At 60.7% G+C, this 25,652-nt stretch carries 22 protein-coding genes and 3 tRNA genes; 11 read left to right on the forward strand and 14 right to left on the reverse strand.

The genetic code is table 11. The annotated features are described in order from the left end of the window. The first annotated feature begins 37 nt into the window (after window positions 1-37). Window positions 38-112: transfer RNA gene (locus AX760_RS25140), tRNA-Glu, on the forward strand. 183 nt (window positions 113-295) lie between these two features. After that, window positions 296-370 (forward strand) — tRNA-Glu (locus tag AX760_RS25145). Between the two features lie 67 nt (window positions 371-437). Here AX760_RS25145 and recJ read toward each other — a convergent pair. From recJ to AX760_RS25165, 4 genes are all read right to left on the reverse strand, one after another. Next, window positions 438-2,240, reverse strand: a complete 1,803-nt coding sequence (gene recJ, locus AX760_RS25150; RefSeq protein WP_071835760.1) for a single-stranded-DNA-specific exonuclease RecJ — start codon at window positions 2,238-2,240, stop codon at window positions 438-440. 160 nt (window positions 2,241-2,400) lie between these two features. Continuing rightward, a complete protein-coding gene (locus AX760_RS25155; protein ID WP_071835761.1) occupies window positions 2,401-3,723 on the reverse strand; it encodes a homoserine dehydrogenase in 1,323 nt (440 codons plus the stop codon). 78 nt (window positions 3,724-3,801) lie between these two features. Next, window positions 3,802-5,019 (reverse strand): LL-diaminopimelate aminotransferase, encoded by a 1,218-nt coding sequence (locus AX760_RS25160; protein WP_071835762.1) that lies wholly within the window; start codon window positions 5,017-5,019, stop codon window positions 3,802-3,804. A 126-nt stretch (window positions 5,020-5,145) separates the two neighbouring features. Beyond that, a complete protein-coding gene (locus tag AX760_RS25165) occupies window positions 5,146-5,511 on the reverse strand; it encodes a hypothetical protein (protein WP_083531348.1) in 366 nt (121 codons plus the stop codon). A gap of 170 nt (window positions 5,512-5,681) precedes the next feature. Between AX760_RS25165 and phaC the strand changes: the two genes are divergently transcribed. Genes phaC through radC form a run of 4 tightly spaced genes read left to right on the forward strand, consistent with a single transcriptional unit; the run spans window position 5,682 to window position 9,902 of the window. Continuing rightward, window positions 5,682-7,511 carry a poly(3-hydroxyalkanoate) polymerase subunit PhaC gene (gene phaC, locus AX760_RS25170; RefSeq protein WP_087149363.1) on the forward strand — a complete coding sequence of 610 codons (1,830 nt, stop codon included), beginning with the start codon at window positions 5,682-5,684 and terminating at the stop codon, window positions 7,509-7,511. A gap of 13 nt (window positions 7,512-7,524) precedes the next feature. After that, window positions 7,525-8,244 carry a DNA/RNA nuclease SfsA gene (gene sfsA / locus AX760_RS25175; RefSeq protein WP_071835764.1) on the forward strand — a complete coding sequence of 240 codons (720 nt, stop codon included), beginning with the start codon at window positions 7,525-7,527 and terminating at the stop codon, window positions 8,242-8,244. 30 nt (window positions 8,245-8,274) lie between these two features. Next, on the forward strand, window positions 8,275-9,102 hold the full coding sequence (gene map / locus AX760_RS25180; protein WP_071835765.1) for a type I methionyl aminopeptidase: 828 nt from the start codon (window positions 8,275-8,277) through the stop codon (window positions 9,100-9,102). Window positions 9,103-9,110: 8 nt separating this feature from the next. Then, window positions 9,111-9,902 (forward strand): RadC family protein, encoded by a 792-nt coding sequence (radC, locus tag AX760_RS25185; RefSeq protein ID WP_071835766.1) that lies wholly within the window; start codon window positions 9,111-9,113, stop codon window positions 9,900-9,902. A gap of 6 nt (window positions 9,903-9,908) precedes the next feature. Here the strand turns inward: radC and AX760_RS25190 are convergent, their stop codons facing one another. Then, window positions 9,909-10,970 (reverse strand): magnesium and cobalt transport protein CorA, encoded by a 1,062-nt coding sequence (locus AX760_RS25190; protein ID WP_087149358.1) that lies wholly within the window; start codon window positions 10,968-10,970, stop codon window positions 9,909-9,911. A 257-nt stretch (window positions 10,971-11,227) separates the two neighbouring features. Between AX760_RS25190 and sthA the strand changes: the two genes are divergently transcribed. Together sthA and AX760_RS25200 are read left to right on the forward strand one after the other, a co-directional pair. Next, complete coding sequence (sthA, locus tag AX760_RS25195; protein ID WP_071835767.1) at window positions 11,228-12,655, forward strand: Si-specific NAD(P)(+) transhydrogenase; 1,428 nt, start codon at window positions 11,228-11,230, stop codon at window positions 12,653-12,655. Window positions 12,656-12,682: 27 nt separating this feature from the next. After that, the gene (locus tag AX760_RS25200; RefSeq protein ID WP_071835768.1) at window positions 12,683-13,486 is read left to right on the forward strand and encodes an endonuclease/exonuclease/phosphatase family protein; all 804 of its coding nucleotides are present in this window, start codon (window positions 12,683-12,685) and stop codon (window positions 13,484-13,486) included. Between the two features lie 317 nt (window positions 13,487-13,803). On the opposite strand, the gene tig is transcribed toward AX760_RS25200, so the two are convergent. From tig to AX760_RS25220, 4 genes are all read right to left on the reverse strand, one after another. After that, a complete protein-coding gene (gene tig / locus AX760_RS25205; RefSeq protein ID WP_071835769.1) occupies window positions 13,804-15,276 on the reverse strand; it encodes a trigger factor in 1,473 nt (490 codons plus the stop codon). A gap of 178 nt (window positions 15,277-15,454) precedes the next feature. Next, window positions 15,455-15,539: transfer RNA gene (locus AX760_RS25210), tRNA-Leu, on the reverse strand. Window positions 15,540-15,732: 193 nt separating this feature from the next. Next, entirely contained in the window at window positions 15,733-16,323 is a 591-nt protein-coding gene (locus tag AX760_RS25215; protein WP_071835770.1) for a GDYXXLXY domain-containing protein, read from the reverse strand. Between the two features lies 1 nt (window position 16,324). Next, entirely contained in the window at window positions 16,325-17,431 is a 1,107-nt protein-coding gene (locus tag AX760_RS25220; protein WP_071835872.1) for a DUF2157 domain-containing protein, read from the reverse strand. Window positions 17,432-18,336: 905 nt separating this feature from the next. Here AX760_RS25220 and AX760_RS25225 point away from each other — a divergent pair. The 3 genes from AX760_RS25225 (at window position 18,337) to trmFO (ending at window position 20,604) form a co-directional block, all read left to right on the forward strand. Next, window positions 18,337-18,480 carry a DUF1127 domain-containing protein gene (locus AX760_RS25225; RefSeq protein WP_071835771.1) on the forward strand — a complete coding sequence of 48 codons (144 nt, stop codon included), beginning with the start codon at window positions 18,337-18,339 and terminating at the stop codon, window positions 18,478-18,480. A gap of 436 nt (window positions 18,481-18,916) precedes the next feature. Then, complete coding sequence (locus AX760_RS25230; RefSeq protein WP_068955543.1) at window positions 18,917-19,060, forward strand: DUF1127 domain-containing protein; 144 nt, start codon at window positions 18,917-18,919, stop codon at window positions 19,058-19,060. A gap of 128 nt (window positions 19,061-19,188) precedes the next feature. Further along, complete coding sequence (gene trmFO, locus AX760_RS25235) at window positions 19,189-20,604, forward strand: methylenetetrahydrofolate--tRNA-(uracil(54)-C(5))-methyltransferase (FADH(2)-oxidizing) TrmFO (RefSeq protein ID WP_071835772.1); 1,416 nt, start codon at window positions 19,189-19,191, stop codon at window positions 20,602-20,604. 22 nt (window positions 20,605-20,626) lie between these two features. On the opposite strand, the gene AX760_RS25240 is transcribed toward trmFO, so the two are convergent. From AX760_RS25240 to yajC, 5 genes are all read right to left on the reverse strand, one after another. Then, window positions 20,627-21,073 carry a DUF1349 domain-containing protein gene (locus AX760_RS25240; protein WP_071835773.1) on the reverse strand — a complete coding sequence of 149 codons (447 nt, stop codon included), beginning with the start codon at window positions 21,071-21,073 and terminating at the stop codon, window positions 20,627-20,629. 143 nt (window positions 21,074-21,216) lie between these two features. After that, window positions 21,217-22,101 (reverse strand): phytoene/squalene synthase family protein, encoded by an 885-nt coding sequence (locus AX760_RS25245; protein WP_083531349.1) that lies wholly within the window; start codon window positions 22,099-22,101, stop codon window positions 21,217-21,219. Then, the gene (locus AX760_RS25250) at window positions 22,102-22,488 is read right to left on the reverse strand and encodes an Mth938-like domain-containing protein (RefSeq protein ID WP_071835874.1); all 387 of its coding nucleotides are present in this window, start codon (window positions 22,486-22,488) and stop codon (window positions 22,102-22,104) included. Between the two features lie 19 nt (window positions 22,489-22,507). Continuing rightward, window positions 22,508-25,039 (reverse strand): protein translocase subunit SecDF, encoded by a 2,532-nt coding sequence (gene secDF / locus AX760_RS25255; protein WP_071835774.1) that lies wholly within the window; start codon window positions 25,037-25,039, stop codon window positions 22,508-22,510. Between the two features lie 180 nt (window positions 25,040-25,219). Beyond that, the gene (yajC, locus tag AX760_RS25260; protein ID WP_071835775.1) at window positions 25,220-25,555 is read right to left on the reverse strand and encodes a preprotein translocase subunit YajC; all 336 of its coding nucleotides are present in this window, start codon (window positions 25,553-25,555) and stop codon (window positions 25,220-25,222) included. Between the last annotated feature and the right edge of the window lie 97 nt (window positions 25,556-25,652).

The following is a 25,652-nucleotide window of genomic DNA, read 5'->3' on the forward strand; positions in this document are numbered from 1 at the left end:
TTCGATGGCCTGACTATAAAGCGGCCACACAGCGCTTGCGCCCTTCGTCTATCGGTTAGGACACCAGATTTTCATTCTGGGAAGAGGGGTTCGACTCCCCTAGGGCGTACCACTGTGCTTCTCAAATCCAGTCCTGGAATTGATCGCGGAGCTGCCGGAAACGGCGGCTCCGGCGAGGACTTTGCGGCTTGCGGACATTTTCATCAGAGCTTTGTTTTTACCGGAAAAAGCGTGAAAAAATGCAGATTGCCGCTTGCGGCTTTCCAACCTGCTGACTATAAGACCCCCACCTGATGCGCCCTTCGTCTATCGGTTAGGACACCAGATTTTCATTCTGGGAAGAGGGGTTCGACTCCCCTAGGGCGTACCATGGTTCCTTCTTAAAATTTGATTTGTCTGTCGTGTTCGCGTCCTGCGACAACGGCGGCTTTTGCGCGTCAGAGCGCCCTGGCGGCATCCAGAACGCGCAGTTGCACGCGGCGGGAACCTTGCCAGAGATCTGCTGAAATCGAGCCGGCCAGATGGATCGGCATGCCGCGCGAGGATAGGAGGAAATCACCGAGCGGCGTCTCCAGCGCGCGAAAGGCGATGCCTTCCAGCCGCGAGCCATCCTGGCCCTCCAGCGTCACCTTGACATGATTGGCGCCGACCTGCCGCGCATCCCGCAGCCGGTGGCCGGGCAGTGCGAAGATCGGTTGCGGATGGCCCGATCCATAGGGTCCGGCCAGTTCCAGTTGATCGATCAAAGCAAGGTTTGCGCCGGCAGCACCGAGCGCCCCATCGATCTTGAGGGTCTGGACCGAAACAAGATCGCGAATCGCAGCCTCCCCTTTTTCCTCGAAGAAGTGGCGCAACCGACCGAGATTGCCGCGTTCGACGGTCAGGCCAGCCGCCATCGCATGACCGCCGCCCTTGACCAGCAATCCGTTTTCCACGGCCGTGCGGACCAGCTTGCCCATGTCGAAACCATTGATGGAACGTCCTGAGCCGGTGCCTTTGCCGTGGCTGTCAAAGGCAATGGCAAAGGCCGGACGGCGGAATTTTTCCTTGATGCGCGCAGCCAGCAGACCAACGATGCCGGGGTGCCAGTTTTCCCTCGCCGTCACGATGACGGACGCGCCTTCGCCATTGCCATATTCGGCAAGAACCTCCGCTTCCGCCTCGGCCAGCATGATGGCTTCCATCGCCTGCCGCTCGCGGTTCAACTCGTCCAGACGCTCCGCAATCTGCTCGGCTTCCACCGGGTCCTCGAGTGTCAACAAGCGGCTGCCGAGCGCGGCATCGCCGATCCGGCCGCCGGCATTGATGCGCGGACCGATGAGGAAGCCGAAATGATAGGGCGTCACGGGACCACCCAGCCCCGCCTTGCGGAACAGGGCCGAGAGGCCGGGGTTCTGCATGTGGCGCGCAGCAACGAGACCCTTGACCACATAGGCGCGGTTCAAGGCCTTGAGCGGGACCACGTCGCAGACGGTCGCCAAGGCGACGATGTCGAGCAAGGCCAGGAGATCGAAACTGCCCGCCCGCCTGTCGCCCTTCTCGCGCAGCAGGCGGTGTGCATTGACAAGGACAAGAAACACGACACCGGCGGCGCAGAGATGCCCCTGCCCCGACAGGTCGTCCTCGCGGTTCGGATTGACCAGGGCATGGCATGGCGGCAGCGCGGTGCCGACCTGGTGATGGTCGATAACCACCACGTCGATGTTTCGCTCCGCAGCGACGGCGAGCGATTCCTGGCTGGTGGAACCGCAATCCACCGTCACGATCATCCGGGCACCATTGTCGATCAACTGGTTGATCGCAGCCGGATTGGGACCGTAGCCTTCAAAAATCCTGTCGGGAATGTAGATTTCGGCCTCGACGTCGAAATGCCGGAGAAAGCGGAACATCAGCGCCGAGGACGCGGCGCCGTCGACATCATAATCGCCGAAGATCGCTGTCTTCTCCCGGCGCTCGATCGCCAGAATCAGACGCTCGGCGGCCTTGCGGCAATCGGTCATCGTGTCCGGATCCGGCATGAGCGAGCGCAATGTCGGGTCGAGGAAAGCAACCGCTTCATCCTGGACGACGCCGCGCCCGGCCAGCACGCGGGCGATCAGGTCGGAGAAGCCGTGGACCTGGCTGATGGCAAGCGCCCGGTTCTGCCCGGCCTGATCAAGCCTGGACACCCAGCGTTGCCCGGTCACCGACGTCTCGACGCCCAGAAATGCCCGCTGGACCGGATCGACCATTTCACTCATTGCACGCGTTCCCTGATCACGGTTATTCCCTAGCGCTTTTTTGCCGACGACCAAACCGCAAAATGCCCAATCCCCGAAACGCTCGTCGCCGGAACGAAAACGGCCCCGCCGGCTGGTTCGCCGCGGGGCCATTCTTGCAGACTTTCAGGTCTGTCGCGCGTCAGGCGGCCTTCGGGCGCTCGATGCGGATCACCTGCGGCTCGCCGACGAGGTAACCCTCGGTCTTGATCGAGGCAACGGCCTTGCGGACGGCATCCTCCATCGTCGCATGAGTCACCAGAATGATCGTCTGCGGGGCGCCGCTCTCGGTGTGCGTCTTCGAGCGCTGGACGATCGATTCGAGCGAGATTTTGTTTTCCGCCATGCGCGTCGCGATGCTGGCGAAGACGCCGGCCTTGTCGATGACCGTCAGGCGGATGAAGTAGCCGCCCTCATGGCTCTGGATCTGCGCCCGCGTGTAGGGCAAAAGTGCGGTGACCGGGCGGCCGAAGGCGGGCACGGTCTGGGCGCCCGGGCGGCTCTTGGCAATATCGGCAATGTCGCCGAGGACGGCGGAAGCCGTCGCATTGCCACCGGCGCCGGGGCCGACCATCAGGAGTTCACCGAGAATGTCGGATTCAATCGCCACCGCATTGGTGACGCCGTCCACCTGGGCAATCACCGAATCGAGCGGCACCATGGTCGGATGCACGCGCTGCTCGATGCCGCTTTCGGTGCGCTGGGCAACACCCAGAAGCTTGATGCGATAGCCAAGATCGGCAGCGGCGTTGATATCATCGATCGAGATATTGGTGATGCCTTCGAGATAGATGTCATCGGCAGCGATGGCCGTTCCAAACGCAAGGCTGGTGAGGATCGACAACTTGTGGGCCGTGTCGTTGCCCTCGATGTCGAAGGCCGGATCGGCTTCGGCGTAACCAAGCCGCTGGGCCTCCTTGAGGCAGGCCTCGAAGGAAAGGCCCTCCTTCTCCATCTTCGTCAGGATGTAGTTGCAGGTGCCGTTCATGATGCCGTAGACGCGCGAAATCGTGTTTCCGGTCAGGGATTCCCGCAACGCCTTGATCACTGGAATGCCACCGGCGACGGCGGCCTCGTAGTTGAGGAGCGCGCCGTGCTCCTCCGCGATTCCGGCAAGCTCGATGCCATGAGCAGCCAGCAAGGCCTTGTTGGCGGTGACGACGTGAACGCCGCGCGACAGCGCCGCCTTGACGGCGGAATAGGCCGGATCCCCGGATCCGCCCATCAATTCGACGAAGACATCGATATCGGCATCGGCCGCAAGTGATGCCGCGTCGGCAAACCAGGTGGTCGCGGAAAGATCGATGCCGCGGTCGCGGCTCTTGTCGCGGGCGGTGACAGCCACGACTTCGATCGGCCGACCGCAGGTCGTCGCCAGCATGTCGCGGCGTTCCTGGAGGATGCGCACCAGCGCGGCACCAACAGTGCCCAAGCCCGCAATGCCGATTTTAAGGGCATCTGCCATTGTAATTTCCTAACAGTGAGAGAGCGCCCCGCAAGAGGCGGCGGAGCATTTCAGCGGAGACGACGGGAAACCCTCGTCCTAGCGATGAGCGTTCAGCGAGATGACGTTGTGCAACGTATCGTCGGCCGTCGAGAGGAACTTCTTGATGCTGCGCGCCGCCTGGCGAATGCGGTGTTCGTTCTCGACCAGAGCGATGCGGATATAGTCGTCACCCTGCTCGCCGAAACCGATGCCCGGAGCAACCGCCACATCGGCCTTCTCGACGAGCAGCTTAGAAAACTCCAGCGAGCCGAGATGACGGAATTTTTCCGGGATCTTGGCCCAGGCGAACATGGTCGCAGCCGGTGGCGGCACTTCAAAACCCGCCTTGCCGAAACTCTCGACCAGAACATCGCGGCGGCGCTTGTAGATGCTGCGGACTTCGGCAATGTCGGAGCCATCACCGTTCAGCGCATGGGTCGCGGCAACCTGGATCGGCGTGAAGGCACCATAGTCGAGATAGGACTTGACCCGCGTCAGCGCGGAGATCAGCCGCTCGTTGCCAACCGCAAAGCCCATGCGCCAGCCCGGCATCGAAAATGTCTTCGACATCGAGGTGAACTCGACCGTGTTGTCCATGGCACCCGGCACTTCCAGCACGGATGGTGGCATCACGCCGTCGAAATAGATTTCCGAATAGGCAAGATCCGACAGAATGACGATGTCGTGTTTCTTCGCGAAGGCGACGACTTCCTTGTAGAAATCGAGCGTCGCGACATGCGCCGTCGGGTTCGAAGGATAGTTGATGACAAGCGCGATCGGCTTGGGGATCGAATGCCGGATGGCGCGCTCCAGCGGCGGAAAAAACGTGTCGTCCGGTTCGACCGAAATCGAGCGGATGACGCCGCCGGTCATCAGGAAGCCGAAGGCATGGATCGGGTAGGTCGGGTTCGGGCACAGAATCACGTCGCCGGGGGCGGTGATCGCCTGCGCCATGTTGGCAAAACCTTCCTTGGAACCAAGGGTTGCCACAACCTGCGTATCGGGATTGAGCTTGACGCCGAAACGGCGGGCATAATAGGCCGCCTGCGCCCGGCGCAGACCGGGAATGCCCTTGGAAGACGAATAACGGTGGGTTCGCGGATCCTGGACGGCTTCGCACAGCTTGTCGACGATCGATTGCGGCGTCGGAAGGTCCGGATTGCCCATGCCGAGATCGATGATGTCCGCCCCGCCCGCTCGCGCGCTTGCCTTCAAACGGTTGACCTGTTCGAAAACATAAGGCGGCAGACGCCGGACTTTGTGAAACTCTTCCATCTCTAAACCTCGTCTTGCGCGGTCTCCATGCCCTCGAGAATCATGCGTGCAAGGAGAAACGCGCGGTGCAATCAGGCCCACGCGGCCACGAAACGCTTTGCGTCCAATTCAGTCGAAACGCAAGAGCTAATTCTGTATCTGCTTCAGGGTGTCGGTGCCATGATTGGCGGCCAACGCCTGCAGTTCCGTCCTGCGCCGCAGGTATTCCGCTTCCGAAATCTTGCCTGAAGCCCTGGCCGCGCCGAGCGCCGTCAGATGGGACTGGAGGCCTGCGGCCTCGTCGTTGCTCATCTGCCCTGTCGCAGCCGGTCGCTGGCCCTCGATGACGGGATAGACATCCGTGCTCACGACAGGCCGCGCCATCGTTGCCGAATAGGCTGAAGGCTGCGTTTCGACGGGCGTGGAACTGCAGCTGCTTGCGGCGAGCAGCATGCCCCCGAGGCCCGTTGCAAAAGCGATGCGGATCACCGCCGATTTACCCGTCTTGTTCATCTCGACCCCTGTTGCTCCTGCGGCACGCATGCGTCCTGTTGCGCGGCTGCAAAGCCATCGAACCAACATGCGCTGGCACTTGTAATCATTTTAAGGCAGAATGTAAAAAGACAAAACAAACAAGAGACTGTGGAGGACGCCGGGTGGCAGAAGACAGGAAGGCCGATGGCCTGACCGGCAAAACCGCGGATGGCTTTGGCAGTTTCGACCCGAAATCGGTGGACCCCTATATCGTCAAGGACCCGGAAGCCTTCGCCGTCAATCTCGCCCGCACCGTCGAGCAGCTTGGCAAGGCAGCCTCCGCCTGGCTTGCGCCGCGCGAAAGTGGCGAAAAGACCGACACCATGGCCGAGCCGGTCGTCGACATGGTCAAGACACTGTCGAAAGTGTCGGAATACTGGCTGTCGGACCCGCGCCGCACGCTGGAAGCCCAGACCTATCTGCTCGGCAGCTATTTCTCCATCTGGTCGCGCACCCTCCAGAAGATGGGTGGCGAGACGGTTGCAGAACCAGACGATATTCCGCGCAATGACAAACGGTTCTCCGACGAGGACTGGGTGAAGAACCCGTTTTTCGATTTCCTGCGCCAGGCCTATTTCGTGACCTCGAGCTGGGCCGACAAGATGGTGCGTGACGCCGAAGGCCTGGACGAGCACACCCGGCACAAGGCGACATTCTACGTCAAGCAGATCTCCAGCGCGCTTTCACCTGCCAACTTCGTCACCACCAACCCGCAACTCTACCGGGAGACCGTGGCTTCGAGCGGCGCCAATCTCGTCAAAGGCATGCAGATGCTGGCGGAGGACCTCGTCGCCGGCAAGGGTGACCTGCGGCTGCGCCAGACGGATACGAGCAAATTCGCGGTTGGCGAAAACATCGCGATCACGCCCGGCAAGGTCGTCGCGCAGAGCGATGTGTGCCAGATCATCCAGTATGATGCCGCGACCGAGACGGTTCTCAAACGGCCGCTTCTGATCTGCCCGCCTTGGATCAACAAATTCTACGTGCTCGATCTCAACCCGCAGAAATCCTTCATCAAATGGGCCGTGGACCAGGGCCAGACGGTGTTCGTGATTTCCTGGGTCAATCCCGATGAGCGGCATGCGGCGAAGGACTGGGAATCCTACGCCCGCGAAGGCATCGGCTTCGCGCTGGATAGCATCAAGGCTGCGACCGGCGAGGACGATGTCAATGCGATCGGCTATTGCGTTGGCGGCACGCTGCTCGCTGCGACGCTTGCCCTGCATGCGCAGAAGGGCGACCAGCGCATTCGCTCGGCAACCCTGTTCACCACGCAGGTGGACTTTACCTATGCCGGCGACCTCAAGGTGTTCGTCGACGAGGAGCAGATCGGCCAGATCGAAGCGCGCATGAAGGAAACGGGTTATCTCGACGGTTCGAAGATGGCGACCGCCTTCAACATGTTGCGCGCCTCGGACCTGATCTGGCCCTATTTCGTCAACAATTACCTGAAGGGTCAGGATCCGATGCCCTTCGACCTGCTCTACTGGAATTCCGATTCGACGCGCATGCCGGCGGCCAACCATTCCTTCTACCTGCGCAACTGCTATCTCGAGAACAATCTGACCAAGGGCGCTATGATGCTCGCCGGAAAGAAGATCTCGCTGAACGACGTCACCATCCCGATCTACAATCTGGCCGCCAAGGAAGACCATATTGCACCAGCGAAATCGGTGTTTGTCGGCAGCCAGTTCTTCGGAGGCGACGTCACCTATGTCATGGCCGGGTCCGGCCATATCGCCGGCGTCGTCAACCCGCCGGACAAGGGCAAGTACCAGTTCTGGACGGGCGGCAAGACCGAAGGCACATTCGAGGACTGGGTGGCAGCCGCCCATGAGACGCCGGGTTCCTGGTGGCCGCACTGGCAGGCCTGGATCGAAGGCCTCGATGAGGGCAAGCGCGTCCCGGCGCGCAAGAGCGGTGGCACCTTGAATACACTCGAGGAAGCACCGGGCTCCTACGTGCGCGCCCGCGCCTGAGAGCCGGTTCCGCATGCTCTTCCAGACGCCGCTTGTGCCGGCCATTCTCGTCCAGCGTTACAAGCGGTTCCTGTTCGATGCCGTGCTGGCGGACGGCAGCGCGATCACCGGTTTCTGCCCCAATACAGGCTCGATGCGCGGATTGACGACGCCAGGTTCGCCGATCTGGCTCTCGCTGCACGACAGCCCGACGCGCAAACACCGGCACATGCTGGAACTTGTCGAGGTCGGCGAAACGATCGTCGGCGTCAATACCGGCCTGCCGAACCATATCGCAGAGGAGGCGATCAGGCTCGGGCAAGTCGGTGATCTCGCCAGCTACCCGGTCTTGCTGCGCGAGCAGAAATATGGCCGCAATTCGCGCATCGACATGCTGCTGTCGGACCCTCAAAAGGGACTGGCCTATGTCGAGGTGAAGAACGTGCATTTCAGCCGAACGCCGGGCCTTGGCGAATTTCCCGACAGTCCGACGCTGCGCGGCGCCAAGCATCTGGAAGAACTGGGCGACATGGTCGAGGCCGGCCATCGCGGTATCATGCTCTACGTCATCCAGCGCGGCGACTGCGATCGCTTCCGCATCTGCGGCGACCTCGATCCGGTCTATGCCAGAGCCTTCCGACGGGCGATCGCGCGGGGTGTCGAGGTCTTTGCCGTGAAATGCCACCTTTCGCCGCAGCAAATTGTGCCGGACGGGTTGATCGCCATGGACGAACCGGCCTTCGCTGATCTATGACAATTCGGAAAGATAACTGAAAGTACTGCAATGGTGACCTATATCGAGGCGTCTGCCGCTCCTCTCAAGAACACCGGTGTCATCCGTCTCTACAAGCCGGAGGATTTCGAAGGCCTGCGCCGGGCCTGCCAGCTGACGGCCCGCTGCCTGGATGAGCTTGCTCCGCGTGTCCAGCCGGGGGTGACCACCGACGATATCGACCGTTTCGTTTTCGATTTCGGCATGGACCATGGTGCCCTGCCCGCGACGCTCAACTATCGCGGCTATACCAAATCGTCCTGCACATCGATCAACCACGTCGTCTGTCACGGCATTCCGGATGACAAGCCGTTGCGCGAAGGTGACATCGTCAATATCGACGTCACCTATTTCATCGATGGCTGGCATGGCGATTCCAGCCGCATGTATCCGGTCGGCACCATCAAGCGGGCGGCCGAGCGGCTGCTCGAAGTCACCCATGAATGCCTGATGCGCGGCATCGCTGCAGTCAAGCCCGGCGCCCGGACCGGCGCCATCGGCCAGGCGATCCAGACCTTTGCTGAAGCCGAGCGGTGTTCGGTTGTACGCGATTTCTGCGGTCACGGCGTCGGCCGGCTGTTTCATGACGCCCCGAACATCCTGCATTACGGCCGCGACAACGAAGGTCCCGAGATGCGCGAGGGCATGATCTTCACGATCGAACCGATGATCAATCTCGGCCGTCCGCATGTGAAGGTGCTGCAGGACGGCTGGACGGCGGTAACGCGAGACCGGTCGCTGTCGGCGCAATACGAGCACACGGTTGCCGTCACGGCCGATGGCTGCGAGATCTTCACCCTGTCTCCGGGCGGGCTCGATCGCCCCGGGCTTTCAGCTTAGGGAAATTCATGACGAAGCCCCCCTCCACTTCCGATAGCGACATTGCGCAGCCGGCGGACGAGAGGGGGTTTTTCGCAGAACAACAACCCAAGCGCCTCAATCTCGATGCCCCCGCGAAACCGGCCGACGACGCCCATTATCTCGGACACCGCGACCGTTTGCGCAGCCGCTATCGCGACCATGGCGATACGGCGCTGGCCGATTATGAAATCCTCGAACTGCTGCTCTTCCGTCTGATCCCGCGCCGCGACACCAAGCCGATCGCCAAGGCGCTGCTCGAACGGTTCGGGACGCTGGCCGGCGTTTTTGGCGCACCGCCGTCGCTTTTGCAGGAGGTCAAGGGCGTCGGCGAGACCGTGGCGCTCGATCTGAAGCTGGTATCGACCGTCGCACACCGGACGCTGAAGAGCGAACTCAAGGGCAAGCAGGTGCTGGGCTCCTGGTCCTCGGTGATCGAATACTGCCATGCCGCGATGGCGCACGAGGCGCGCGAACAGTTCCGCATCCTGTTTCTCGACAAGCGCAATGCACTGATCGCCGACGAGGTGCAGCAGACCGGCACAGTCGACCATACGCCGGTCTATCCGCGCGAGGTGGTGAAGCGGGCCCTGGAACTATCGGCGACGGCGCTGATTCTGGTCCACAATCATCCGTCCGGCGATCCCACTCCGTCGCGCGCCGATATCGAGATGACCAAGATGATCATCGACACCGCCAAGCCGCTGGGCATTACGGTTCACGACCATATCATCATCGGCAAGGACGGCCATGCCAGCCTCAAGGGGCTACGGCTGATCTGAGCCGGTTCACAGCCACTTCGCCCGGCGGAACAGGCGATAGAGCGTGCCGCAGACGAAGAAAATGAAGAAGAGTACGATGAAATAGGCATAGGGCAGCTTCAGCTCCGGCATTTCCTCGAAGTTCATCCCGTAAATGCCGGCGACGGCCGTGGGCACAGCAAGAATTGCCGCCCAGGAGGCGAGCTTGCGGGAAATTTCCGTCTGCTCCGACTGGCCGATCATCAGGCTTGCCTCGAAGGTAAATGCCAGAACCTCACGCAGCGTATCGATATCCTCCTGTACCCGGCGCACATGGTCGGTGACGTCCCGGAACATCGCATGCAGCGACGCATCCATGCCGGGTAAATCGAGATGCTCGTGCCGTCGACAGACGTCGACCAGGGGAACAACGGCATTGCGCAGGCGCAGCAGGCTGCGGCGCAGCATGTAGAGGCGCTCGATGTCCTTTTTGTCGAGCCGCTCGCGCAACAGGCGCTCTTCCAGGTCCTCGACCTCGGCATGGATGGCTTCCAGCACCGGCATGTAATTGTCGACGATGAAATCGAGAATCGAATAGAGGATATAGTTCTCGCCGAGTGCAAGAGATGCCGGCGATGCCTCGCAGCGCTGTCGCACCAGATTGTACGAGGTTGACGGCCCGTGGCGGACAGAGACGACATAACCGCGACCGACGAAAAGATGGGTTTCGCCGAAGACGATTTCGGCGCCGGCCATGTGGGCGGTGCGGGCCACAACGAAGATCGAATCGCCGTATATTTCCAGCTTCGGCCGCTGATGCGCGTGATTGGCATCCTCGATTGCCAGGTCATGAAGGCCGAATTCAACCTGGACCTCGCGCAGGAGGGCCTTGTCGGGCTCGTGCAGGCCGATCCAGACCACCGCCTTGTCGCGGCCCCTCCACGTATGGGCGTCCTTGATCTCGATATCACCGATGCGTCGACCATGGTCGTAGACGGCAGCGGCGATAACGCCGGGGCGGCTACAGGGTTTTGCCGGTGAACTCACGCCCGGTTCGCTGTCAGTCGCGGCCGGAGCGTCCTGATCGTTTTCCATCTCCCGAAAAGCCATTGCCGATCCTCCTCGAAAAACAGCTCACCTGACGTTCGAATCGGCCACAAGCGCTGCCCGATGGCTCCACGGAAGCCTCTGATCAGCGGCAGAACAGGCCGCCTTTCAACTATAATCCCTTTCGCGAAAATAAACATCCGCAAGTCATACAGCGCGCGCTAAAGGTTTATTAAACTGTAAGATTGACCTTATAGACGCTTGTGCGCGACATTTGCCGCAATGCACAACGATTCTTTCCTCTTCACCGGAAGCGTTTCATGAACCAGTACGATCTCGTCGTTGTCGGCAGCGGGCCAGCCGGTCGTCGTGGCGCCATCCAGGCGGCCAAACTTGGCAAGAAGGTTCTCGTCATCGAACAGGGCAAACGGGTGGGCGGCGTCTCCGTTCACACCGGCACCATTCCGTCAAAGACGCTGCGCGAAACCGCGCTGAACCTGACGGGATGGCGCGAGCGGGGCTTTTACGGCCGCGCCTATCGTGTGAAACAGGAAATCAGCGCGGATGACCTGCGCCGGCGCCTGCTGATCACGCTCGATCACGAGGTCGAGGTGCTCGAGCACCAGTTTTCCCGCAATCGTGTTCACAACATTCGCGGCAAGGCGAGTTTTATCGACCCGCAACGCCTGGAAATCATCAAGGACGACGGTGAACGGATCGAGGTCACCGCGACCAGCATCCTGCTTGCCGTCGGCACCAAGCCCTTTCGCCCGGACTATATTCCGTTCGACCACAAGTCCATTCTGGACAGCGACGAGCTTCTTGAGATTACGGACCTGCCGCGCTCGATGGTCGTGATCGGCGCCGGCGTCATCGGCATCGAATATGCGACAATCTTCAGCGCCCTCGACACCGCCGTGACGGTGATCGACCCGAAGGCCACCATGCTCGATTTCATCGACAGGGAGATCGTCGAGGATTTTACCTACCAGCTGCGCGACCGCAACATGAAGCTGATGCTCGGCCAGAAGGCCACGAAGGTGGAAAAGCTGCCCGACGGCAAATGCTCGGTGACGCTCGACAATGGCCGGATCATCCATTGCGAGATGGTGCTGTTTGCCGCCGGCCGTCTGGGCGCAACCGATACGCTGAACCTTTCAGCCGCCGGGCTCGAAGCCGACAGCCGTGGTCGCCTCAGCGTCAATCCGGAAACCTTCCAGACCACGGTGCCGAATATCTATGCTGCGGGCGATGTCGTCGGCTTCCCGAGCCTTGCCTCGACCTCGATGGAACAGGGCCGCATCGCTGCGCGTGTCGCTGTCGGCGTGATCGCCAAGGAACCACCGAAATATTTCCCCTACGGCATCTACGCCGTTCCGGAAATCTCGACCTGCGGCCTTACCGAAGAGGAAGTCAAGGAACGCGGCATCCCCTATGAATGCGGCATTGCCCGGTTCCGCGAAACCTCGCGCGGCCATATCATGGGGCTGGACGCCGGCCTGCTGAAGATGATCTTTTCTTTGAAGACGCGCCGCCTGCTGGGCGTCCACATTGTCGGCGAAGGCGCAACCGAACTCGTCCATATCGGCCAGGCCGTCTTGAACCTGAAGGGCACCGTCGAATATTTCGTCGAAAACACCTTCAACTACCCGACGCTGGCCGAAGCCTACAAGATCGCCGGCCTTGATGCCGGCAACCGCATGGGCGAGGTCAACGTGGAGAAGATCGAAAAGAAGGCGGCGCAATAAGCGCTCCAGCCGGGCCGGATCACTGCAATGAGAATCCTTGATATCAATATCTGGGGTGGCATGCTGCACGACCCGCTGCTCGTTTACCTCGCAGCCGTCGACGCAGATGTCCTGTGCCTCCAGGAGGTTGCGCGAGCGCCCGCCGCCCGCAATGAATGGCTGACCTATCGCGATGGCGCCGTCGAATTGCAGCAGCGTGCCCATCTCTATGAGGAGATCGCTGCGGTATTGCCGCACCATGACGGTTTTTTCTATCCGACAGCGCGCGGCCAACTTCGGGATGGAACATCCACCTGCTGGCAGGAATTCGGCCTGGCGACTTTCGTGCGCAAGGGCTTTCCAATCATCGGTCAGGCGCTGGATTTCATCCATGGCCGATATAGCCCCGATGGTTTCGGGGACCACCCGCGATCGCGCAATGCGCTTGGCTTAAAGCTGTTCGACCATGGCACCGGCACGCCGATCAGCGTGGTGCAGTTGCACGGGTTGCGCGCGCCGGATGGCAAGGGCGACAGTCCGGCAAGGCGGGCGCAGGCAGAAGCGCTGGTTTGCCTGATCCGCCGCCTCTGGGCACCGGGTGAAAGACTTGTAGTCTGCGGCGATTTCAACCTTTTACCCGGGAGCGAAACCTTCACAATCCTTCGCAGCCTGGGCCTCGTCGATCTCGTCACCGAGCGCGGCTTCACCGATACGCGCACCTCACATTACAAGAAGGATGGGCGCTATGCGGACTACATGCTGGTGACGCCCGAGGTTGCTGTGAAGGCGTTCGACGTGGTTTCCGAACCCGAGGTCTCGGACCACCGGCCACTCGTGCTGGACATCGGTTAGCTGGCCCGCCAAATGCGCGCGGCGTCTTCGGCGTCATATGTCCTACGGCATTTAGGCGGGTGCGTAATTCTCGACCTTTGGCCTGACCGAAGAGGTTGTCAAGGAAAGCGGCATCCCCTCTGAATGCGGCCCGTTTCCGCGAAACCTCGGGCGCATGTCATGGGCCTCAATGCCGGTAACCGCATGGGCGAGGCGACGTAGACTGTCATCGGAAAGACAACAGAGGCCGCCCCACCGGCGGTTTTTTTTATCAAAGCCCGCGCATGCAAAAAGGCCGCCCCGAAGGACGGCCTCAAGCAAAGCATCATATTGAAGACTTACTCGGCGTCTGCCTCGTCAGCGGCCTTCTTCTTCGAAGCCGCCTTCTTCTTCGGAGCGGCTTCTTCGCCCTCGGCGGCTTCTGCCTTGGCAGCCTTCTTTTTCGGTGCAGCCTTCTTCGACGCGGACGTGTCGTCCTCGTCGTCATTCATCAGCTCTTCCTTGGTGACCGTCTTGTCGGTGACCGAGATTTCGGCGAGCAGGTGGTCGACAACCTTTTCTTCAAACAGCGGCGCGCGCAGCGAAGCAGCGGCACCCGGGGTCTTCTGGAAATAGTCGATGATTTCCTTTTCCTGGCCCGGGAACTGGCGCAGCTGCTCATAGAGCGAACGCTGCATTTCGTCGTCAGTTACCTGGACGCCGGCCTTTTCGCCGATTTCCGAGAGTACCAGGCCGAGACGCACGCGGCGCTCAGCCAGCTTGCGGTATTCGACGCGAGCTTCGTCTTCCGTCGTGTCTTCATCGGCGAAGGTCTTGCCGGCCTGCTGCAGGTCGGTGTTGATCTGGCGCCAGATGTTTTCGAATTCGGCATCGACGAGGCGCTGCGGCGTGTCGAACTGGTAGAGTTCATCAAGCTGGTCGAGGATCTGGCGCTTGACCTTCTGGCGGGTCATCGAGCCGTACTGGCTTTCGATCTGGCCGCGGACGATTTCCTTCAGCTTGTCAGCCGATTCGAGGCCGAGCTTGGTGGCGAGTTCGTCGTTGATCTCGACTGCGGCGGCGCTGGCCACGTCCTTGACGGAGATGTCGAAGGTGGCTTCCTTGCCGGCAAGGTTTGCAGCCGGATATTCAGCCGGGAACGTCACGGTGATGACCTTCTCGTCACCAGCCTTCAGACCAACGAGCTGCTCTTCGAAGCCCGGGATGAAACGGTTCGAGCCGAGGATCAGTTCGGCATCGGAATCCTTGCCGCCGTCGAAGGCTTCGCCATCGACCTTGCCGAGGTAATCGATCGTGACGCGGTCGCCGTTTGCGGCCTTGCCCTTCTTCGTCTCGTAGGTGCGGGCGCTTTCGGCGATCTTGAGGATCTGCTCGGTGACCTCAGATTCGTCGATCTCGACGACTTCGCGTGTCACCTTGATGCCGCTGGTGTCCTTCAGCGTAATCGCCGGGATCACTTCATAGGCCAGCGTGAATTCGAAATCGGCTTCAGCGCTGAGGATCTTCTCGGCTTCAGCCTCGTCCTCGGTCATCGCGACTTCCGGCTGGGTTGCCGACTTTTCGCCACGTCCGCTGAGGATTTCAGTCGGCTTTTCGCGCACCAGCTCGTTGACAAGCTCGGCCATGATCGACTTGCCATACATCTTCTTCAGATGAGCCACAGGCACCTTGCCCGGACGAAAGCCGTTGATGCGGACCTTGTCCTTGGTTTCGGCGAGACGCTCGTTCATCCGAGCTTCCATGTCCTTGGCCGGGATAACGACCTTGAGTTCGCGCTTCAGCCCTTCAGCGAGCGTTTCGATAACCTGCATGTTCAAACCTTCATTTCACGTTGACAGGGCTCTGTCGGTGTTCTTTTTCTGAAAAGCACCTGAGCCGATCCATTTGCCGGAAGTGGCCTTACGCAATTCGGTGGCCGTTTTGCAAGCAAAATGACACGTTGTTCTCGACCGGTACCAAAGACAATACGCCTCTGGCATCCCTTTATTCTGGTGCGGGTAGAGAGACTTGAACTCCCACGCCTTGCGGCACCAGAACCTAAATCTGGCGTGTCTACCAATTTCACCATACCCGCGTTCAGAACACCGAACCGCCTGATCTCCACATGTCCGTGGCTTGGTCGCGGCATCGAAGCGCCTGCAAATCTGCCACGCACAGGGTCAAGGTCGTTCCCGAGCGCGGCGTCTCTATATCACCCGTTTTCGCCGGATCAAAGGAAAAATAAGGGCGCGACGCATGCTGGTGCGCGATCGACCTGCCGGTTTGGCCTAATAGAGTGGCTCTTCATAGAGCGGCTTGCCATCGACGGCGATCAACCGGATCTGCATGCGTCCCTCCTCATCGACCCGCGCCGTCACCGAAAGGGCGCTCGCATTGCGGGCCTCCTCAAGCACCAGCCCCTCACCCTCGGGCACATAATAGCGCTCAATGCCATAGTCGACACCGATCGCCGCATTCGGCGCATCCGGCGTCGGGTAATAGTAGAAGGGCTGCGTGTTCGCGACAATCGTTCCGGTCTTCGGCGCAAGGTCGGCAAAGGCGGCTTCCGAGACGATCCAGAAACCGTCCGGCTGTTTTTCCAGCCTCACGGACATCCGCGCATCCGTTGCTTCGGTCGGATAGCCGCCGGTGACCTTGTCGGCCGGAATGCTCGATATGTCATAGGCAAGGATGACATAATCGCCGCGCAAGAGATCGCGGGGATCGATTGGCACTGTCTTCAGCAGCACATCCGTACCGTTGCGCAGGATCGATGCGCGGCTTTCGATCATGTATCCCAGAAAGGCGGTCTGCAGAACGGCTACGAGAATGGCTGCGAACAACGGCCGGACCAGGGGTTTGCGTGTGGTGATCAGCATCTTAAATCCCCCCTGTGGCGGGTTTGCCGGACAGCCTTTTTTCCAGGCGAATGACGATCCAGGCGATCGCCGCCACAACGACACCGGAAATCAGGAAGAAACCGGAGGTGCCGAGGATCGAGCCGAGCGTTTCCGAAGCGAGATAAAGCGTCTCGCCGGCAAAGACCGCATAACCCAGATAACGGACAGCGCCGTTCATGCGCCCGGCAATGCCGATCCCAGCCAGCGACACCGCCAGCGTGACGGCGCTGATCGCGATATCAGGACCGAGGCCATCCATTTCGATATGCAGCGCGACCAGTCCGATAATAGCCAGCAGGAACGCGTAGAAGGCCGGCGAAGCCCCGGCTTCGCGGGCAAACCTGAACAGCGGCGAAGACGGCAGGCTTGAAGCGAGGAAGCATACAAAACCAACGGCGAAGTAAATGCCCGCGAGCCAAGGCTCGGTAATTTCGAGGTAGACCCAGCCGAGCCAAGCCAGCATCAGCAGATAGGCGAGATGCCGTGCGCGGCTGGTGCCGGTGTAGCGGACGAGCGCAATCACGGCAATGCAGAGCAGAGGCAGCAAATAGATGATGCCATTGCCCTCCAGGCTTATTCCGTTTTCCCGGACCAGCACACCGAACACCGCCCAGGACAGGAAGCCGGACACCACTGTCAACGCGCCGGAGCGAAAAACGATCGTGGCAACGCAGGCGGCAGCAAACCAGACAAGCATGGCGTCCACCGCATCACCCGACAGATGATACATCTGGCCGACCAGCGCGATGGCGCCGCCGAAGGTCAGCGTGCCCATGACCAAAAGTGCCGCGCCGAGGCCGTTCAGCCCGCGTCCCAGGCATAGCGCCGCCGACAGATAGAAAGTCCAGATCAGGGTGACGATGCCCACGACACGGGCGATTCGCGGCAACGCCTCCCAATTGGCAGCCACCAGAAGCAGCACCGCCGCGGATAGCAGGATGGCCGCCAGCGTCAGCAGAACCCGGCCAACGCTGAAGCTGCTTTCGCGCCCATCATATTCCGCGAGCATCGCTTCGGCTGCCGGTGCCGACAACAGCCCCTTCGATACCCAGAGCGAAAGATCTCGCTCGATTCGACCACGATACATGTCCATCCCCCGTTTTCGACCCAGAGCTAAGCCAATCTCGCGCCGAAACACAATGGGGCCACACTCCGGAACGCCCCTGTCAATCGCTGGAATCCCCCCGTCATCATTAACCATTCATGAAGACCTTCATGCGATTCTTGACTTCAAGAGAACAGAGCATACCGACGGAAACGGTCCTGCGACCGGCGCAGTCCTTCCAGAAAAGGAAAAGGCTGCAGATACCGAGACGCCTGATCCGATATCCAGACCTGACGACGGGCATTGCAAGATGCGCCGATGAAATTCGGAGCGACGCACTCCTCCTCCCAGCGCCGTTCCGACCTGATTGGCAACACTCCTCCTCCCGGTTGCCAATCGCCTTAAATGACGCCCGCTGGATCTCCTCCCCCAGCGGGCGTTATTCGTTTGAGCGATCGATCCGGCAATCCGCGCGGTCATCGTCGACCGGTTTGCGTAGATTTTAATCAGAAAAGCCCTCACGCAGATCGAGGCATGCGCTGGACGCAATGGTGCCATTCCACAAATGCGCTACACAGCCGGGCAGCCAGCCCCTATCTTCAGATCAGACATCGGGGCAGCGCGCTCCTCCTCCCAGCGCCCCCGATGAGACCGGCAACACCTCCTCCTCCCGGTTGCCGATCAGAATAAGCAACGCCCGCTGGATCTCCTCCCCCAGCGGGCGTTGTTTTTTGTCGACGGAAGCGATGCTTTCATGCTCTCAGGCGGGCGCCGACGGGAGCGTTAACAAAGAACCAATTCGCCTCCTTCGGAGACCTGCATTTCTCGCATGGGTGCGTTGCAGCATTGTCTCTGTATTTTCCAGGCCACGGGCGTATATTCCAATCATCAGATGAAGGCCAGCCAAGACAGATGCTGGCACAGTGACCCTCGAAAGGACTGGGATCATGAACCTCGCTCGCTCTTTCAACAATTGGCGCAAATACCGTCAGACCTGCAACGAACTCGGCCGCATGAGCGACCGCGAATTGAACGACCTCGGCATCGGCCGTGGCGACATCTCGCATGTAGCCCGCAAGGCCATCAAGTAAGACGATCGCGTCGCCGCCGGCCTTGCCGGTGTAGCAGCGCTTGCATCAAACGCCCTCCGGTTCATCCGGTGGGCGTTTTTTTATGCCTTCGACCTTCGATGCCCGCCTGCAGGCCATTTGGCGCTCGAAATTTGTGCTCTGTTGCAGCGCGCCGGCAATTCGGCGCTTATGGCTTCGGGGCTCCGCTATGCAGCACAAGAAAAACAATTTTATAACAGTGGTTTGCTGCCATTCTGCAGCCGATTTGAAAAGCATTAACCTATGATGTCTTTTCGAGCAGACAACCATCATGCCCAAGGAAGCATCAACACATTGCACAAACGCATAGCAGATGCATTTTCTTTGCACTCCATCTTTTCCTTGTGAAGGCGTATAACGACGTCAACGCAGCAGACAAATGATTGTCATGCTCCATCGCTTCCCAAGGACCACGACCATGAACCCGATTCGTATCGCAAAAAGCTGGATCAACTATCGCCGCACCGTTGCCGAACTTGGCAACCTGTCGAACCATGCCCTGTCGGATATCGGTATCACCCGCTTCGACATTCGCAACATCGCGTCGCGCTCGTTCCGTTAATCGGACCGGATACGCAGACCCTCAAAACGGCACCCTTGTGGTGCCGTTTCTGATTCCAGACCCCATACATAAGACGCCGGTAATCGAAACGGTTTCCTTTGCGCCTCGGTTGTTCTAAGAAACGCGGCATGACACAAGCATCGACCCCTTCCCCCATCCATGTCATCGGCGGCGGCCTCGCCGGTTCGGAAGCGGCCTGGCAGATCGCCAGCGCCGGTATTCCGGTGATCCTTCACGAAATGCGCGGCGTGCGCGGCACGGATGCGCACAAGACCGACGACCTTGCCGAACTGGTCTGCTCCAATTCCTTCCGTTCGGACGATGCCACTAGCAATGCCGTCGGCGTGCTGCACGCCGAAATGCGGCTGGCCGGTTCGCTGATCATGGCGGCGGCCGATCGCAACCAGGTACCGGCCGGCGGCGCGCTTGCCGTTGATCGCGACGGCTTTTCGCAGGCGGTGACGAAGGCAATCGCGGACAATCCGATGATCACCGTGCTGCGCGAAGAAATTTCCGGCCTGCCGCCAAGTGACTGGGATCAGGCGATTATCGCCACCGGGCCGTTGACCGCGCCTGGCCTGGCCGACGCCATCCAGGCGGAAACCGGCGCCGACGCGCTGGCCTTCTTCGATGCCATTGCGCCGATCGTGCACACCGAAAGCATCGACATGGACATCTGCTGGTTCCAGTCACGCTACGACAAGGTCGGCCCGGGCGGCACGGGCAAGGACTATATCAACTGCCCAATGGACGAAGCGCAGTACAATGCCTTCGTCGACGCCCTTGTCAGTGGCGACAAGACGGGCTTCAAGGAGTGGGAAGGCACCCCCTATTTCGACGGTTGCCTGCCGATCGAGGTCATGGCGGAACGCGGACGCGAGACGCTGCGACACGGGCCGATGAAGCCCATGGGGCTGACCAATGCGCACAATCCTGGTGTCAAGGCCTATGCCGTCGTGCAACTGCGACAGGACAATGCGCTCGGCACGCTTTATAATATGGTCGGTTTCCAGACGAAGCTGAAATATGGCGCACAGGCCGAAATGTTCCGGATGATCCCCGGCCTGCAGAATGCCGAATTCGCCAGGCTCGGCGGATTGCATCGCAACACCTACATCAATTCACCGACACTGCTTGACCCGTCGCTGACCCTGAAATCGCGGCCTGGCCTTCGGTTCGCCGGCCAGATCACCGGATGCGAAGGCTATGTCGAAAGCGCCAGCATCGGCCTTCTCGCAGGACGCTTTGCCGCCGCCGAGCGCAAGGGCGGGACACCCAGCCTGCCGCCGGCGACAACCGCCTTCGGCGCGTTGCTCAATCACATCACCGGCGGCCATATCGTCTCCAACGACGAGCCGGGCAAGCGCTCCTTCCAGCCGATGAACATCAATTTCGGGCTTTTCCCCGATCTCGAGCCGGGTGCGATCGTCAAGCCTGAGGGCGTCAAACGCTTTCGCGGCAAGGACAAGACGATCGTCAAGAAACAGCTGGTTGCGGCCCGGGCGCTGGAGCATTGCGCCGCATGGCTTGCGGCGTCCGCCTGAACCACGCGGCGGAACTGAGGTGCTACTGTGAGGCGGCAGGCACGTCGTCAAATTCCGATTGCGGATTGAAGCTGCCGAGCAGCCAGAGGGAGACCTCTGCCGCGTGCTGGGCGGTGCGAAATTCATAGACGGAATCAAGATAGTCAAAATCGGTAAAATGCACGGAGAGCCCCCGACCGCTTGGTGCATTGCTGACGCGCACATTGCCGGCCTCGATCAGGTGGCAGACATAATGCGCGCCCTGCGACTGCATGAAACCGGCTTTGCCATCGTGCAGTCGCACGAAAAACGACCGCCCGTCTGCCGTCGCGTGAATGGCCCGAATGGCTTCATCCGGAAATGCGCGGTTGAAATCGAGAATCGCAAGGCCCGTGTCCGGCGCATTTTCCTGCTTGGCAGCGCGCGCCGTCATCCGCATGTAGAAAATACCCGCGAGCAGCATGCAGATGATGACGATGGGCCAAATCATGGCGCCGTTTCCTTTCAATTCCATTCCAACAGCAAATCGGCCAAACCATAGACCGGCGGCACCATAACGCGCGAAACTTGCGCCAGTTTGCCGCCGATGGCGGAATTACAGAGATGAGAATAAAGCGCCGCCTGTTGCGGTGTCTACCATCGACCGCTGCGCGCCGCGCGCCACATCCACCATTGCCGACGCCATTGCGGCGGCAAAATAATCTGCGTGAAGATGCCCGGCCCCACCCGCTCCGCCCTGTCGAAAATTGGCTCCGCCAGCGCGAGTGGCACGAAGGCGGGCCGGTTCGCGACGGATATCGACGAGGCCGCAGCCCGCGCCTTCGCCAGATGTTCGCGGCCAAGGCCAGTAAAGGCGCGCACTGCGCGGTCCAGCCCTGCCGCATCCTTTCCAGACAGGAATGCCTGGCGGTCAAGGCCGGTGGCGGCCAGCAGATCGGCCGGCAGATAGACCTGCCCACGCGACCGCTGAAGCGGCATCAGCAGAAGGAGCGTGGCAATTGTCTGCGCAACACCGGCATGGCCGGCAGCCTCTGCTGACCGCGGCGCCGTTGCCGGATCCAGAACGAGGCACGACAGTTGCAGAAGCGCCGACGCCGTTTCGCCGGCATATCCCTCCAGCGACGACCGGCTTTCCATCGGATCGTCGTAGAGGTCGAAGACGCGCGCGTCGATCATGTCCAGCAGCACGGCAACCGGAAGCTTATAGGCAACGATGGCGCCAAGCAGTTCCCGCGCCAGTGGATGCCCGTCTCCGTCACCGCCGCTTTCCAGCACGTCGCGCCACCACTGCAGCCTGATTTCGCCTGGCAAGGGTTCGCGCACCAGATCGCGGACACGAGCGATCTCGGCGTGAAACGCGTAGAGCGCAGCCAGAGCCGGCCGTTTTTCAGCCGGCGCCAGCAAGCAGGCAAGATATCGATCCCGGTCTGTATCGCGCAGCGCGCTGAGACTGTAGCCGGCATTAGGCGTTTTCGCCGCCTTCGGGTCGTGGGATGGCTCTTCGGGGTGGTCAGACATCTAGACGGCAATCAGGGCGGCAGCCACGGCGCGCGATTCAGCCAGCATGATATTGAACGTCCGCACGGCAGCGCCTGTGCTCATCGGATCCGAGGCAATGTTGTGCGCCTTCAGCATCTCCTTCAGGGCTACAGGCAGAGGACGGATCTCCTTGCCTGTGCCGACGAGCAGGACCTCGATGTCGGCCGCGTCCTCGATGACACGGCGGAAAAGCGCCGGATCCAGCGGGTCGCCTTCCGTCATTTCCCAGCCGTAGACCCCGGACGGCAGCATCAGCACCGAGCCGCGATGCGACATATCAGCAAACCGGAAGCCGCCATTGCCGTAGGCATCCACCTGGGCCCTGCCGGGGAAGTGAGCCTTTCGGAATTCGATGCCTTTTGTCATGTCGGGCCCTTTTGCCATATCAGGCGCCCTCGCGCGCGACGGTCGGCCCGGCCTGTCCGCCATCGCGTGCGCCGGGGCGCAGTTTGAAGAGGATCAGCAGCGGCCCGGCGACATAGATTGACGAGCACGTACCAACCGCAACACCAAACAGCATGGCGATGCTGAAGGAGCGGATCATATCGCCGCCGAACAGGCAAAGCGCAAGCAGCGCCAGCATCGTCGTGACTGCAGTCAGGATGGTGCGCGACAGCGTCTGGTTGATGGCGGCGTCGATAAGGATGGGCAGCGGCATACGGGGATAGCGCCGTAGATTTTCGCGGATGCGGTCATAGACCACCACCGTATCGTTCAGCGAATAGCCGACAACGGTCAGCAGCGCTGCGATGCTGGTCAGATTGAATTCCATGCCGGTCACGACGAACAGGCCGATTGTCAGGAGCACATCATGCAGCGTTGCAACGATTGCGCCGATCGCAAACTGCCATTCGAAGCGAACCCAGATATAGACGAGGATTGCCAACAGCGAGGCTAGGACGCCAATCGTCGCCGCCCTTGTCAGTTCGCCGGAAACCGAGGGGCCGACAACTTCGACGCGTCGGAAGTCATAGGCATCCTCGAGTTCGCCGCGAATGAGGATCACCGAGCTCTGTTCGGCGTTTTCACCGCCATCACGCGAAGGCACCCGGACAAACACGCCTTGCGGCCCGCCGACACTCTCGACTTCGACAGCCCCGAGATTGAGGCCGTTCAGACGCTCCGTGATATCGGCAATATCCGCCTCGCCTTCCCGCGCCGAGAGTTCCAGCACCGAGCCGCCGGCAAAATCGATGCCGAGGTTCATGCCGATTCCCGCGAAAAGCACGGTCGACAGCACCGATAGGACTGCCAGGCCGGAAAACACATAATTGCGGATTGCCATGAACCGGAGGTCCAGCCGGTCGAACATGCCGGTGCGGATGCCATCGGGCAGATGCAGCGGCTTGCGACGGCGCACCCATTCCGACAGCATCACACGCGTCAGCGTAAAGGCGGTAAACAGGGTCGTCACGATCCCGATGGCCAGCGTCACGGCAAAGCCGCGCACCGTGCCGGTGCCGAGATAGAGCAGGATCAGCGCCGCAATCAGCGTCGTGATATTGGCGTCGACAATTGCAGCAAAGGCACGCGAGAAACCGAAATGGATTGCCTCCGACAGGGGCCGTCCGCTGCGCACCTCGTCGCGAATGCGCTCATAGATCAGAACGTTGGAATCCACCGCCATGCCGATGGTGAGGATAATGCCGGCAATGCCCGGCAGCGTCAGCGTCAGGCCCGTCGCCGACAGCACGGCTATGATCATCACGACGTTGAGAATAACCGCCAGATTGGCAACGAGACCAAAGAAACCGTAAAAGGCGAACATGAAGACAAGGACCAGAAGGGCTGCGATACAGCCGGCGGTCACCACAGCGCTGATCGAATCGCTGCCAAGCCCAATCCCGATCGTCCGCTCCTCGACGACCGTGAGGGGGACAGGCAGGGCGCCGGCGTTCAGGAGAACTGCAAGATCATTGGCACCCTCCGCACTGAAGTTTCCCGAGACCTGAACAGCACCACCGGTAATCGCCGTGCGGATCACCGGTGTCGAGATGACCTGCCCATCGAGCAGGATGGCAAGCGTCATCCCGGTATTCCGCGCCGTCACCTGTGCAAGGCGCGTCGCGCCATCGGCATCGAGCGTTACATCGACGACGGGATCGTTCGACTGGCCAAGTGCCGGTTTTGCATCCGTGATGTCGCGGCTGGAGACGATCGGTCGTCGCAACACGAGATAGCCGATCGGCGGATCATCGGCGGAATAGACGACTTCAGACGCGGCCGGGGGAGCGCCGTTTACCGCATCCTGCACACTCATCGACATGTCGATGGTGTGGAAGGAGAGATCGCCGGCCTGGCTGAGAATATCCTTGAGGCGCTGCGGGTCCTGCAACCCGGGGATCTGCACGAGAATGCGGTCGGGACCCTGCCGGCGGACGACGGGCCGGACGATACCCATTTCCTCGAGGCGACGCTGCAGGACGACAATAGAAGCGTCGACCGATAAGGACAGGCGATATGCCAGCCCTGCCTCTGTCAGGGTCAACCGAAGCAAGGGTCCGTCGGATGTATCCAGCGTCGTTTCGACGGTGTCGTTTTCTGCGCTCAAGGCAGCGGCGAGCGGCGAAAGAGCCTCTGTCGCAGCGTTCAATGCGGCGCTGTCGCGGATCCGGACCTCGATGATCGACCCCGTGCCGGAAAGGCCGCTATAGGCAATACCCGCATTTTTCAGGCGATTGCCGACATCGGCAACCAGAGCCGAAAGACGCGCCCCTGCAACATCCTCCAGCTCGGTCTTGAGCAACAATTGCGAGCCGCCCTGCAGATCAAGGCCGAGACTGACCTGCTTTTTCGGCATCCATGCGGGAAAACCGGCCAGATCCCGTTCTGACAACACGTTCGGCAGCGCAACAACCAGGCTGAACAGGACGATCAGCCAGACGAGAATGGTTTTCGAACGGGACAGATTAGGCATGGAGCTCCCGGCGTTTTATCAATCAAAGTCGACCGGCCCATGCCGATCGGCGGATCGCCAACCGGCTATAGCGCCGGGCGCCGGTACGGGCGCGAAAACGACGCTATAGCACTTTGAATCGCCGCACAATTTCTCCTGACGCGAACCGCTTCAGGAGAGGGTCGAGCAAGAGACGATGCTCTATTCCTTGACCGGCTCGCCCTTGACGCGCACTTCAGATACGCCACCACGCAGAACGCGGATCTTGATGCCATCAGCGATTTCGACTTCGAGTTCGGTATCGTCGACCACTTTCGTGACCTTGCCGATAATGCCACCGCCGGTGACGACCTGGTCGCCGCGACGGATGTTCTTCAGGAGCTCTTCACGGCGCTTCATGTTGGCGCGCTGCGGACGGATGATCAGGAAGTACATTACAACGAAGATCAACAGGAACGGCAGGATCGACATGAGAATGTCTGCGGCGCCGCCACCGGCGGCAGGAGCCGTTTGCGCGAAGGCCTCGGTAATGAACATTGATCACTCCTTGAATGCTTTTGGATGCGGGCATGCGCCCATGTTTCGGATCGCCGGAATATAGGAAAGCCTGTTGCAAATGCAACAACGCCCGCTT

Origin of the sequence: Pararhizobium antarcticum (assembly GCF_001885585.1) — a bacterium.
GTDB lineage: Bacteria > Pseudomonadota > Alphaproteobacteria > Rhizobiales > Rhizobiaceae > Pararhizobium > Pararhizobium antarcticum.